Genomic DNA, 12,380 nt, shown 5'->3' on the forward strand with positions numbered 1-12,380 from the left:
GCCGCTCGTTCATCTCGCCTTGAAGCGCCTTTCGGCGACCTTCGCGCGTTCGACGTTAGGCTTTCAATCGGGGAAGTAAGGTTTACCCCCATCGGCAGGACCGACACATGGCAGAACCCTTCGTCATAGCGGTACTCGACGACCGCCTTGCCGCCATCCGCGCAAAGGTCGAGGCGTTCAACTGAAACCTTATGCCGGACGCGGGAACCTGGCAATCAGGCGTCGGCCCCGCCGATCTCAAGCGGCTCGTCGACTATTGGCTGGCGGACTACGACTGGCGCGCGCAGGAGCGTCGCCTCAATATGCTGCCGCAGGTTACGGCCGACGTGCAGGGGCAGCGCCTCCACTTCGTTCGTGCGCGCGGCGATGGCTCACGTCCCCCGCTGCTTCTGCTGCACGGCTGGCCGGGGTCGTTCTTCGAATTCGAGGCGCTGATCGCGCCGCTCGTCGCCGATGGTCACGACGTCGTCGTTCCGTCCTTGCCCGGCCACGTGTTTTCGGGCCGCCCCGTGTCTCCGATCGGACCGAAGCAGACCGCAGAACTCATGCACGGTCTGATGGTCGAGCTGTTCGGCACGCGACGCTATCTCGTGCAGGGCGGGGACTGGGGTTCCGCGATCGGTGGCTGGATGGCGCACGCGCATCCCGAAGTGATCGCCGGACTCCATCTGAACATGGTGCTGCTCCAGGCTAATGATGCGGTGCCAAAAAAAGCCCGACGAGGTCGCCTGGGCTGTGAAACGCGCCAAGCTTGCCAAGGAAGAAACTGGCTATTCGCAGGAACAGGGCAAGCGCCCGCCGATGCGCCGAACACGTCTTGCAGTAGCGCCAAGGGGGTCAGGGAGCTTGGCGCCCGCCGATCCACTCAGAGATATAACGACGCGTGCCTGTCTTCCGCGTCAGTGACCGGCGACTTGTCCGCCGTCGACGTGGAGTATTTCGCCCGTCACGAACGTGGCATTCTCGAGGTACAGCACCGCGCTGACTACGTCCGCGACCGTGCCCATCCGACCGAGCGGGTGAAACGCTCCGAGCCCGGCGCGCGTCTCGGGAGGATGCATCGGCGTTTCGGTGATGCCGGGCGACACCGCGTTGGCGCGTACGCCGCGGGCGGCATATTCGATCGCCAGGCTGCGCGTCGCCGCGGCAAGACCGCCCTTGGTCAGCGACGCCAGCACCGAGGGGAATTCGACATTGGCGTGCTCCGCCAACGTCGTGACAATCTGCAAGATATGGCCACTGCCCTGCTCGACCATCAGCGGCAGCGCCGCCTGCGTCATGTGGAAGAAGCCAGCGAGATTGGTCTGCGTGATCTGGCGATACTGCTCCGCCGTATAGTCGGTGAAACGCTCACCGATGAACACGCCGGCGTGTTGACGAGCGTGTCGACACGCCCGAACCGGTCGCGCGCGGCCATCACGGCGCGCCTCGCGGTTTCAGGATCGGCGACGTCGCCCGCAACGGTAATCCAGTCGTCCGATTGCGACGCTGCGATCGATCGCGACACGCCGACGACGCGCCAGCCGCGCGCGCGATACGCACCTGCAATCCCCTCACCCAAGCCTTGCGAGGCACCGGTGATGATAGCGACCTTGGGCGCGTCAGACATCGACGGCGCCCAAATGTGCATGGAAAGTAATGGGGTTCGTCATTGCCGAATGGACTCCAGAAGAGAACGAGAGCGCATTGGTGCGCCCTCGTTATATCAGGACAGCGGAGGTTGACCGTTGGACGCGGTCAGTCCGCCGTCGACCGCCAGGTTGACGCCCGTCACGAAGCGCGCGTCGTCGCTCGCCAGGAACGCGATCGCACCCGTGATATCGGCGGGTTCGGCGCCGCGTCCGAGAGGAATTCGCTCCTCGAACTTGGCGATCAGGTCGGGCTGTTCCTTCATTCCCGCAGTCAGCCCGGTATAGGTCAGCGACGGGTTGACCGCGTTGACGCGTACGCCGTTCCTGGCCTCGTCCATCGCCAGCGCGCGCGTGAAGTTGCTGACCGCACCCTTGGCCGCGCAATAGAAGCTGTGGTTCCAGTCGCCGCCGAGCCCCGACACCGACGACACGTTGATGATGCAGCCCTTCGACGCACGCAGATGTGCGATCGCCGCGCGGCTCATATGGACGACGCCGTACAAGTCCGTCTCGATCACCTTGGTGAATTCCGAAAAGTCGCCCTCGTCCAGTTTGCCCAGATGGTCGACGCCGGCGTCGTTGACGAGTACGTCGATCCGACCGAAGCGGTCGATCGCCGCATCGACCAGCGCCTCGCACGCGGCGCGGTCGGTGACGTCGGTTTCCCGCGTTTCGACGGTGCCGCCCAGTTCGCCCGCCAACCGGTCGAGCGCGCCCTTGTCGATGTCGCCCAGCACCAGCGTCGCGCCTTCCTCGGCGAAACGGCGAGCAGCACCCTCACCAATGCCCGAGGCGGCACCGGTAATCACGACCACCTTGTCGGCAAAGCGCGCCATCATGCGTTCTCCGCCTGCGCCTCGTGCCTGCCCTCGCAGAACTCCTCGACGAGCTTTGCACAGAACGCAGGCAAGTCATCCGGGGTGCGGCTGGTGACGAGGCCCTGGTCGACGACGACCTCCTGATCGACCCACGTACCGCCCGCGTTGCGGATGTCGGTGGCGAGCGTCGGGAACGAGGTGAGCGTGCGGCCGCGCACCTGATCGGCCTCGATCAACGTCCACGGCGCGTGGCAGATCGCGGCGACCGGCTTCCCGGCGGCGAAGAAATCGCGCACGAACGCCACGACCTTGTCCGACGAGCGCAGCGTGTCCGCGCCGACGCACCCGCCCGGGATCACCAGGCCATCGAAGTCGGATGCCGACACGTTGTCGATCGCCTTTTCGACGGCGAACGTCTTGCCAGGATCGAGATCGTTGTTGACCGTCTCTGCGTCGCCGGTTTTGAGGCTGATGACGGTTACTGCACCGCCTGCCTGCTCGACGGCTGCCTTTGGCTGTGCGAACTCGGGCTCCTCCGTGCCGCGCGGTGAAATCAGAATTGCGATTGTCTTGCCTTGGAGCTTCATGTTCGTCCTTTCGAAATCTGAATAAGCGTGAGCGGCGTCAGGCCGGGATATCGGTGATGGTCGCTGTGTTGGCGGCGGCAATGCCGGTCTCGCGGTGGCGGAAATCGCTGAGCGCGCGATACACCTGCATGCGCGCGCGCATCACGCCGCCGAGCGGACGATGCGCCTCCAGGGCGTGAGCCGGCCGGAACGTCATCACCTCGTCGAAATAGCGGACGCGATCCCGGCCATAGGCGGCCTGTCGCGGCAGACGGATCGTCGCGATCGTGCGGTATTCGCTGACCCGCGTCGGCCAGTCGACCGACGTATTTTCGATCGGCTGCATCTCAGCATCGGCGTGACGGAAGCCATCCTCATCCTGATGCGGATCGAGCCGCCAATCATCAAGCGCACGCTGCTCAGGCGCGACCGGAAATACGCCGAGTTTCGCGACATGACCGCCGTAGCGGATGGGGCACTGGCTAAAATAGGTCTCGACGAGCGGGTGGCTGAACGGATGGCCGTAAAAGTCCAGCGTTGGGCTCGGTTCGGCACCGACCGCGTTCAGGACCTTGTTGATGTTGCGCGCGATCGATGCGGCCGCGCTTTTGACACCTTCGGGCATCGGCACGGTCATGCCGATCTTCTTCGCCTGCGCTAGGAATCCGGCGGCGGTGCCGGCCGGGAACGTCGTACCGCTCGCCAGGACGAAATCCTGCGTTGGCGCGTCGTGACCGGCCAGCTTAGCGCCTTCGACACCGAAGACCTTGATCGCCATGCCACGGTGCGTCGAGACCCTATCCCCGAGCTTCTCGCCCGGCCCTTGCGCGAAGCGGACCGCGACGTCGAACGTCCCCGGGTTCGCGAACAGCCCTTGCGCCAGTTCGGGCGGCAAATCCGCGGCGACGACCAACTTGCCGATGACGCAGGCCGTGCTCTTGGCGTGGCTGGCGCGCACCGCATGGCCGTCGCGCTTCTCGACCGTCTCGCTCTCCTGCGTCATCCCCTTGATGATGCCGTCGATACTCTCCTGCTCGCCGGCTTCGGGCGTCTCGATGTCGTCGCGATAGGGTAGATAGGGCATGGGAAGCTCCTGTTGGATCAGGATCTTAACAGCCGAATGCCCGGCGACGTTTCAGTACGGTTCCGTGCAGACCCGGTCAGTCGAGCGGGGGGAAGTGTCCGCGGCTCGTGCATCGGGCAGCCGTTCAGCTGGCTGCGCAGATCCTGGATCACCGGATACACCGCACGGCGCGCGCGCATGACCGACCCGAGCGGGCGATGCGCCTCGACACCATGCCACGGGCGGAATGCGGTCTGTTCGTTGAGTACGGTGACGCGCTCCTCGGACCAGCTCTTCTGCGGCTTCACCGTGATGGTCGCGAGCGGGATGTAGGGATTGCCCTGCTCGGGCCACGGCGTCGCGGCGTCCTCAATCGGGTTCTCCTCGAGGTCACGGCAGAGTTGCGCGCGCAGCGTCCAGGCACCACCCTCGTTCGCGAAGATCGCCATCAATTCTTCGCGGATCGAGTCGGGGCTCTTGCTCTCGTCGAGCTTCTGGTCGGTCAGCGCGCGGGAATTGGGCGATTGCGGCACGATGTCGGACTTGGCGATATAGTCGCCGAATCGGAGCGGCGCTTGCGTGCCATAGCGATCGCCGATCGGGTTGGTGTCCGGATACCTAATTCGCTGTTCCAAAGCAGCTAGGTGTTTGATCCCACGGTTTGATGGTGCGATCCTTTCGTTGGAATGGAAGGAAGCCGTATGGGACAAGTACGTCACGGGAGCGCCACGACCACGCACGCCGTCAGAGCAGCAATACAGCGATCGCAAGCTTCGCTCTCGACGCTGAGCCGAGAGCTGGGGATCAACCCGAAGACGGTCGCAAAATGGCGCAAGCGGGCAACGGTTGAGGATCTGAAGACCGGGCCGAAGGCCCCTCACTCCACGACCTTGACCCAAGCCGAGGAGGCAGCGGTCGTTGCATTCCGGCGTCACACATTACTGCCTCTCGACGATTGCCTATACGCGTTGCAGCCGTCGATCCCGCATCTGACACGGTCAGCGCTGCACCGCTGCCTGCAACGGCACGGCATATCCCTCTACCGGACATTGAGGGGGACAAGCCGAAGCGACAGCGCTTCAAGCGCTACCCGATCGCTTCTTTCACATGGATATCGCCGAGGTTCAGACTGCCGAAGGCAAACTTTACCTGTTCGTCGGCATCGACCGCACGAGTAAGTTCGCGGTCACCCAGCTCGTCGACAAGGCGGACAGGCGAACGGCGTGGGAGTTCCTTGAACACCTGCTGAAAGCGGTGCCGTACCGGATCCATACGATCCTGACAGACAACGGCATCCAGTTTGCCGAGCAGCCGCGCAACCGTAACACCGCCTGGTCGCGTCAGATGCGCTTCGACATGATCTGCGAAGCAAACGACATCGAGCACCGGTTGACCAAGCCGAACCACCCGTGGACGAACGGTCAGGTCGAGCGGATGAACCGCACCATCAAGGAGGCGACGGTCAAACGCTTCCATTACGAGAGCCACGAGCAGTTGCGGGTGCACCTCGCAGACTTCATGGCAGCCTATAATTTCGCCCGTCGCTCAAGACGCTCAGTGGCCTCACGCCTTACGAATACATCGCCAAATTCTGGACGTCAGAGCCTGACAGGTTCATCGTCGATCCGATCCACCAGATGCCGGGACTAAACAGCTAGGGTCAGGACCCATTGATCTGAGAGGCACGATCTGATTCAGGCTCCGTGAGGAGACCGCGCATGAGCGACCTGTACTGGCTGACCAACGAGCAGATGGCGCGGCTCGAGCCATATTTCCCAAAGAGCCACGGCAAGCCCCGAGTTGATGATCGGCGGGTGTTGAGCGGCATCGTTTTTCGTCAACCGCAACGGACTGCGCTGGTGCGATGCACCCAAGGAGTATGGCCCCCCACAAGACGCTCTACAACCGGTGGAAGCGGTGGGGGCGAAAAGGGGGTGTCTTCGTCCGCATAATGGAGGGGCTGGCTGCCGCGAGCGCCACGCCTAAGACGATCATGATGACGCGACTTACCTAAAAGCACACCGCACGGCATCGAGCCTGCGGGTTAAAAAGGGGGCCTTGGGCGCCTGATCGGACGCACCAAAGGGGGCATGAACACCAAGCTGCACGCCGTCACCGATGCAGAAGGTAGACCGCTCAGCTTCTTCATGACGGCTGGTCAGGTCAGCGACTACACCGGCGCTGCCGCGCTACTCGACGATCTACCCCCGGCGCAGTGGATGCTGGGCGACCGCGGCTACGACGCAGACTGGTACAGGGACGCCCTTCAGGCAAAGGGCATAACGCCCTGCATTCCCGGCCGAAAATCCCGGATCATGCCCGTCAAATACGACAAGCGCCGCTACCGAAGCCGGAGCCGTATCGAGATTATGTTCGGTCGCCTGAAGGACTGGCGCCGCGTTGCCACCCGCTACGATCGATGCCCGACCGTCTTCTTCTCCGCTGTGGCCCTCGCCGCCACCGTCATCTTCTGGCTATGATCAACGAGTCCTGACCCTAAGCGTTAGACCAACCGCTTCCATGAATAGCCCCTAGATTTCTGGACGCTTCAATCCTAATTTTGAGGATAGGAGGCGACGATGGGGAAGCCCAATTTCAGCGATGAGTTCAAGCGTGACGCGGTGGTGCAGATCATGGAGCGGGGTTACCCGGTAGCGGAGGTTTCGCAGCGCCTCGGCGTCAGCCCGCACTCGCTGTATGCGTGGAAGAAGCAGTTTGCGAAGGTGGCGTCGGGCGATGCCAATAAGGACGCCGAGATTCGCCAGTTGAAGCGCGAGTTGGCTCGGGTGACCGAGGAGCGAGACATCTTAAAAAATTGCTGGCGTCAAGCATTTTGTTGAAATCACGCGAAGCTTGAAACCATATACGGGGCAATAGGTTAGCTCTGTTTCATGCCGTTCGCAGAGGATGCGGCATTGTGGGCTGGGAGCCACATAAGAGCCTGGAGAAAGAGAGTCGAGTCGCGTTGCAGCGATGGAGATTGCCAATGGCTGGCAGGCTTGTTCAGTCATCTTAGCCGATTCCCTCGCAGCCTATCCAGAACGAAGAACGCGCAGCGTTGGGCTGCGCGTTCGAGGGATGGTCAGTCTGGTTCCAGTGCATCTTCAGCTTGGCTTCGGTGGCACGGCCTTGCTGCCGTTTCCTTTCCTGAATCCCCGATCCCCCGCCATGAACGCCTCCAGCATGTGCGGGATCAGCGTCGAGGCATCGACCGCCTCGCCATACGCCTGCGCATGCAGCGCGGCGTAGCGGTCGAGATCGGCTTTCAAGCTGGCCGGGCAAGCGAAGGTCAGCTTGACGCTTTCGGTCTTGGGTAGCGGCCCCAGCCGCAGTTTCTTGGTCGTGCTCATCGAGAAGTCCCCTTGTTGAAGAACAGCGGCTGATAAGGCCGTAGCACCAGATCGCGGTTGACGATGATGCGCACCGGCAAGCCGGGGCGGCTGGTCAGCGTGGGTTGGATGTTGAGATTGCGCCGGGTCACTTCCTGGCCGACCTGGTTCACGGTGTCCTGCAGGCTGTCGCGCCCGGCGATGATGACGCGATCGCCGTCCTGGCGGTTCTCAGGTGCAGCCAGTTCGGCACCGACACCCAGCAGCGTGGTCAGCACGGCACCTGCAAAGATCCGATCCCAATGCCAGTCCACGTTGTCCTCCAGACCGGCATAGCCTGCCGGGTCGGTGCCGATCAGGTTGTCGAGCGTGAGTGATGACGTGTCGGGCAGGATGATGCGATTCCACACCACCTGCACGCGGCTCTGGCCGTAGCTGACCTGGCTGTTGTACTTGCCCAGTATGCGAGATCCCTGCGGGATCAGCAGGAACTTGCCAGTGGCCGTGTCGTAGATCGGTTCCGTCACCGTGGCGATCACGTCGCCCGGCAAGTCGGACTTGATGCCCGTGACCAGTGCCCCGGCAATGACCGTTCCGGCCATCACCTGATACGGCGAGGTGGGCATTTGCAGGTTGCCGGAGTTACGGGTTTCCGTAGAACCGCCTGTCAGGAACGCCTCTTTCTGGTCTTGCCGGTTCTGCACGGCAGTCGGATCAGCAGGCTGGGCCGCCGTCGAGGCCGGGCCAGCGGCCAGTGGATCGAAAGCGGCATTGGCGGCGAAGCCCGGCGCGGCAGCGACTTGCGACTGCGCCACGGGCGCGGCCTGCGGGGAGCCGGTGCGGAAGAACACCGTTGAAGCTGCCGCCGCTTCTGCTTCCTTGTGCAGCGCATCGTTGGGGTCGTAGCCGGGCGCGGCATAGGTGGCGGCGACCGGCTGCTGCGAATTGACGATGGCCGGCCCCAGATCACCCGGTAGCGGTGGCCCCAGCTCCGGCACGTCGGGCGGCAGCGCTGGCAACTTGGAATAGTCGGCAGGAAGTTGGTCGAGGCCTTCCGAGCGCGATACACGATCCACGTTGTACAGTTCGGTGGATTCGCCCGCGCCGCGTTGCTGCGGTTGCAGTGACCAGATCAGCGCGCCCATCACGCCAACCGACAGGCCGCCAGCGAGGATGGCCAGCGTGCGTCGGTTCAGACGCGTGACCGGGCGCGGTTGGGCGCGCAGCGCCACCGCCTCGGGTGCCATCTTGTCCGCCTGCGGCGTGGCAAGGTCGGGAGTGTCGTCCTGGCTCATGCTCAGTTCCTCCCGACGATGCCATCCGCGCGCTCGATGCGCACCATATCGCCCTTGTCGGCCCCCAGGCGCAGTTCTGCTGCACCGAACAGGCGATCCACGATGTAGTACGGCGAGCGGAAGCGATAGTTCACCAGTTGCCCGTCGCCCTGTGCGCCGATGACGAACAGCGGCGGCAGCTCGCCCTGGGCGATGCCTGCCGGGAACTGGATATAGACCTTCTCGCCATCATCAAAAGCGCGCAGCGGTTTCCACGATGGATTGCTGCCGCTGATTGCATAGCGAAAGCGGATGTTATCCAGCGACAAGCCTGCATCGACCGGCGCGGCAGCGTTGGCGGCTTGGGCTTGGCGCCGCAAGGCCAGCATTCGGTCTTTCGGGTAGTCCCAGGACACCGACGCCATCCATGCCTTGTCGGTCGAAGTCAGTTCCAGCAGGTACGTCCTGCGGCTGGTGGTAATGACCAGATTGGTCTTCAAGCTGGAACGGATAGGCTTGACCAGCACATTGACGCGCAGATCGGCCCCGCTGCCGCTGGAGGTGTCACCGACGATCCAGCGCACGGTATCGCCCGCAGCGACCGTCACCAGTTCCTCGCCAGGCTGGAGCGCGATCACCGTCACGCGACCTACTGACGCATAGACCTGGTACAGCGCGCCATCGCTATACGGCCAGACCTGGATCGCATTGACATAGCCTTCGCGCGTCGGAGCCACCCGTGCCTCGGCATTGGCTTTCGAGACACGTACCGTCTCATCAGCCGGTTCAGGCGCAGGCTTCGCATCCTTTTCCTCCGGCACTGGCTTCAACTGCTCAGGCAATGGCAGTGGCTCTGCAATAGTGACCACCTCGATCGGCACAGGCATTTCCGGCAAAGGCTCCGCCTGTACCGGCTCATCCAAGGAAATCACTGGCGGGGGTTTGCCCTGCGTGGCGCAGCCGGCCAAGGCCAGCACGACAAGCGGCAAAGCGTAAAAACGGAAAGGCACATTCATGGCTTCACTCCTTCAGACGAATCCAGTTCACGGCTCCACGACAGGCCATTGACGTAGATGCCCAGCGGGTTGCGGCGCAGGCGTTCTTCGGTGCGCGGGGTCTGCTGCACGATGGACACCACCGCCGTCCATCGCTCCAGCCCGGCAGCCGCGCCATTGACGTAGCGGCGTTCCGTCCAGCGCACGTTGAACGACGCATCACTGGCGCGAACCACGCTGGTGATCTGCACCGTCACCGACTCCTTGCCGATGCGGGCGAACGGGTCATTGGTGCGGGCGTAGTCGTTGAGCACCGCCGCGCCCCGGTCGGTTGTCTAATCGCTGAAGCTCGGTCAACAGCTTAAGATAGTAGCCTTCGGAGCCGGCCCGCGTAGCGGTCCAGCGGGATGGGAGATGCAATTGCAGGGCTGGTAGGATGCGCTTTTAGAGGCGTTTGCCTGGAGCAGGGTTGTCTTCGCGGTCGATGCAGGATCGCCGCATGATGGGTTTACGCGGGAGTGGGCCTTCCAATGTGGTGTACGCAGGTCGAGCGGCGAAGCCGTTGACTGCAAAACCCGGGGCGGAATGGCCTTACCCACGTCCTGGCAGGGACGTCTCGACGCATCTGGGGGTCAGATGCAACTGGTTGAAGGTACGGCGGGTTAGATCGTTGCGCACTCCTTCATTGATGGGGCGGCCGTATGCGCCTTGTCGAAAAGCTCTCCCGTTTTCAGCATCGTGTGCATGATCACGGCGAGTTTGCGGGCCACTGCGACCGCCGCGCGCTTGAAGCCAACGCGTTCCCGAAGTTTCAATCCCCAAGTACGGAGGCTGCTTTCGCTGCTTGTGCGTGTCAAAATGACGGTCGCGGCTTCATAGAGCAGTCCACGTAGATGGTTATCACCGCGCCTGGATATGTGACCATCATAGTCGACTTCGCCTGACTGGTATCGGCGGGTCGTTAAACCTAGCCAAGCCCCGACAGATCTGGATTTTTTAAAATTTGCCGGGTCTTCAATCGCGGCAACGAATGATGTCGCGGTGACTGCTCCCACACCGGGAATTGTCATAAGCAATTTACATTGCTCGCTTTGCCGCCCCGCCGCTACAACCTGTTTGCTAAGATCTGTCGTCTGTTTTCTGGTGCTACGCCATGCCTCCAAAAGAGGAATGATTATGATTTCTAGATCCGCGTTGGTCGAAAGCATATCTCGGACGTGGCCTTCAAACACTCGGCCTCTACCCTTTGGGACGACTAATCCAAAAGTCTTCATCAGCCCCCTTATCTGATTGAACAAGATCGCTTCTATTTTGAGCAGCTGATCGCGAGCGCCAATGAGCGTCCGCGTCATCATGCTATTGAACTGCTTCACTCGTACTTCGCGGAAGAATCCAACCTCCGCCAGATGTGCGAGCCCGTCTGCATCATTCGCATCAGTTTTTATTCGGTGCCATGTCGAGCGCCGCCTTGGCATGACGAGCATCGATGCAAATCGCGGGCAAGCCCTCCGCAATCAGTGCATGATAGAACCACACCGACAATGGCCCCGTCTCGAATACGACGCGAACAGCGTTGGGAGCGCGGTGGCGGATCACGTCCGCAAGCAGCTTGGGATCAGACGCGCACTTGCCGCGCCAGATCTTCCTGCCATCCTCCCTTATTGTGATCGCCGTCTCTTTTAACGAAACATCTAATCCAACATACTGGGCCACGGTTGCTCTCCGCTTGATGCTTGGGCCCGACGCCGCGTCATGAGCCCGTTTTTAATCATATCGGGGAGCGGCCACCACCTCCAATTCGTAAGCCTGGATTGTGCGACTCGATCCCGCGATTATCCCATGTGGTGTAGTCGTAGGCATCCAGCCAGTTCTGGCGCACGACGATGGGGTCGATGGACAGCGAGCGCACCAGCGTCACGAAGCGCGCGATGTGGTGCGCGGTCTGCGCATCGGAGGGCCGGTACGGCGTGGCCGCTTCGCCCACGGTGCGCACCTGGCCGGACTGATCGACCTCGATGACATAGGGCGTAACGATGGACTGGGCCGAGCGCCACACCAGGCCGCCGGCCATCAGTAGCGCGAGCACCAGGCAGCCGAAGGCCATCAGCCGCCAGTTCTTGGCCTGCACGCGGGCCGAGCCGATGCGCTCGTCCCACACCTGGGCGGCGGCTTGATACGGGGTGGCAGGCTGTGGCGTATCGGCATAACGCACCTGCGGTCGTTTGAATCGCATGGAGTTCTCCTTGAAAGTCAGCTATCGGAATCCCGCAGGCTCGGGCCTTGGCCCGAACCGCCGCCGTCACCACCGCGCAGCGTGTGCGCGGCAGTGGTGGTGGCCTGGGTGAGTTGTTGGCGGCGTTGCAGGCGCTTGGCCCAGCCGGGTTGTTCCTGCTTCTGCGCGTTGGCCGTGTTGCCAGCGGCATCGCCTGCGGCGGCTGGCCCAGCAGTGCCGCCGCCTGAGCCGCCATCGGCACCAGAGCCTTGCCAGCCTGCTTTGAATGGCGCGGCCGCCTTGGCTGCCGCTGCTTGATGCCAGCACCGGCGCGTTGGCCTGCCGTCTGTGCGCCGCCCTTGGCAACACTGCCCAGCCCTGCCACTGCACCCTTGGCCCCGCCGCCCGCAGCGGCAGAACCGGACTGGAAAGCCGACTTCGCGCTGCCAGCCGCCGAGGTCGTGGCCCGTGCGCCAGCCCCGCGAGCTTGGC

9 protein-coding genes and 8 pseudogenes are annotated in these 12,380 nt (G+C 62.9%); 4 read left to right on the forward strand and 13 right to left on the reverse strand.

The features are described 5' to 3' along the window. Positions 1 to 191: 191 nt before the first annotated feature. Positions 192 to 620 (forward strand): annotated as a pseudogene (locus NI18_RS27220) (epoxide hydrolase); the annotation flags it as partial. Positions 621 to 899: 279 nt separating this feature from the next. Here the strand turns inward: NI18_RS27220 and NI18_RS15735 are convergent. The 6 genes from NI18_RS15735 to NI18_RS15755 all read right to left on the reverse strand — a co-directional run bounded on the left by NI18_RS15735 (position 900) and on the right by NI18_RS15755 (position 4,713). Further along, entirely contained in the window at positions 900 to 1,364 is a 465-nt protein-coding gene (locus NI18_RS15735; RefSeq protein ID WP_306286461.1) for an SDR family oxidoreductase, read from the reverse strand. Then, positions 1,277 to 1,609: an SDR family NAD(P)-dependent oxidoreductase gene (locus NI18_RS27225; protein WP_306286462.1), complete on the reverse strand. Its 333-nt coding sequence runs from the start codon at positions 1,607 to 1,609 to the stop codon at positions 1,277 to 1,279. The genes NI18_RS15735 and NI18_RS27225 overlap by 88 nt, the downstream gene beginning before the upstream one ends. Positions 1,610 to 1,705: 96 nt before the next feature. Further along, entirely contained in the window at positions 1,706 to 2,467 is a 762-nt protein-coding gene (locus NI18_RS15740; RefSeq protein WP_037531291.1) for an SDR family oxidoreductase, read from the reverse strand. Next, on the reverse strand, positions 2,467 to 3,036 hold the full coding sequence (locus tag NI18_RS15745; RefSeq protein WP_037531274.1) for a type 1 glutamine amidotransferase domain-containing protein: 570 nt from the start codon (positions 3,034 to 3,036) through the stop codon (positions 2,467 to 2,469). Before NI18_RS15745 ends, NI18_RS15740 begins: the two co-directional genes overlap by 1 nt. A gap of 37 nt (positions 3,037 to 3,073) precedes the next feature. Continuing rightward, the gene (locus NI18_RS15750; protein ID WP_037531276.1) at positions 3,074 to 4,099 is read right to left on the reverse strand and encodes a catalase family protein; all 1,026 of its coding nucleotides are present in this window, start codon (positions 4,097 to 4,099) and stop codon (positions 3,074 to 3,076) included. 17 nt (positions 4,100 to 4,116) lie between these two features. After that, positions 4,117 to 4,713, reverse strand: a complete 597-nt coding sequence (locus NI18_RS15755; protein WP_052149243.1) for a hypothetical protein — start codon at positions 4,711 to 4,713, stop codon at positions 4,117 to 4,119. A gap of 66 nt (positions 4,714 to 4,779) precedes the next feature. Here NI18_RS15755 and NI18_RS15760 point away from each other — a divergent pair. From NI18_RS15760 to NI18_RS15775, 3 pseudogenes are all read left to right on the forward strand, one after another. Beyond that, positions 4,780 to 5,736 (forward strand): annotated as a pseudogene (locus tag NI18_RS15760) (IS481 family transposase). A 60-nt stretch (positions 5,737 to 5,796) separates the two neighbouring features. After that, a pseudogene (locus NI18_RS23540) lies at positions 5,797 to 6,558 on the forward strand (IS5 family transposase). 99 nt (positions 6,559 to 6,657) lie between these two features. Continuing rightward, positions 6,658 to 6,891, forward strand: a pseudogene (locus NI18_RS15775) (transposase); the annotation flags it as partial. A gap of 291 nt (positions 6,892 to 7,182) precedes the next feature. Here NI18_RS15775 and NI18_RS15780 read toward each other — a convergent pair. The 7 genes and pseudogenes from NI18_RS15780 to NI18_RS23545 form a co-directional block, all read right to left on the reverse strand. Continuing rightward, a complete protein-coding gene (locus NI18_RS15780; protein WP_009398072.1) occupies positions 7,183 to 7,428 on the reverse strand; it encodes a DUF2274 domain-containing protein in 246 nt (81 codons plus the stop codon). Next, positions 7,425 to 8,702 carry a TrbI/VirB10 family protein gene (locus NI18_RS15785; RefSeq protein WP_009398074.1) on the reverse strand — a complete coding sequence of 426 codons (1,278 nt, stop codon included), beginning with the start codon at positions 8,700 to 8,702 and terminating at the stop codon, positions 7,425 to 7,427. The genes NI18_RS15780 and NI18_RS15785 overlap by 4 nt, the downstream gene beginning before the upstream one ends. A 2-nt stretch (positions 8,703 to 8,704) precedes the next feature. Beyond that, a complete protein-coding gene (gene trbG, locus NI18_RS15790; protein WP_009398076.1) occupies positions 8,705 to 9,697 on the reverse strand; it encodes a P-type conjugative transfer protein TrbG in 993 nt (330 codons plus the stop codon). Then, a pseudogene (trbF, locus tag NI18_RS15795) lies at positions 9,694 to 10,011 on the reverse strand (conjugal transfer protein TrbF); the annotation flags it as partial. The gene trbG and the pseudogene trbF (NI18_RS15795), both read right to left, overlap by 4 nt. Before the next feature lie 327 nt (positions 10,012 to 10,338). Next, positions 10,339 to 11,389: pseudogene (locus NI18_RS15800) on the reverse strand (IS110 family transposase). A gap of 127 nt (positions 11,390 to 11,516) precedes the next feature. Further along, positions 11,517 to 11,909, reverse strand: a pseudogene (gene trbF / locus NI18_RS15805) (conjugal transfer protein TrbF); the annotation flags it as partial. 17 nt (positions 11,910 to 11,926) lie between these two features. Further along, positions 11,927 to 12,380, reverse strand: a pseudogene (locus NI18_RS23545) (P-type conjugative transfer protein TrbL); the annotation flags it as partial.

This window comes from Sphingomonas sp. Ant20 (assembly GCF_000783375.1).
In the GTDB taxonomy this organism is placed as follows: Bacteria; Pseudomonadota; Alphaproteobacteria; order Sphingomonadales; family Sphingomonadaceae; genus Sphingomonas; species Sphingomonas aerolata.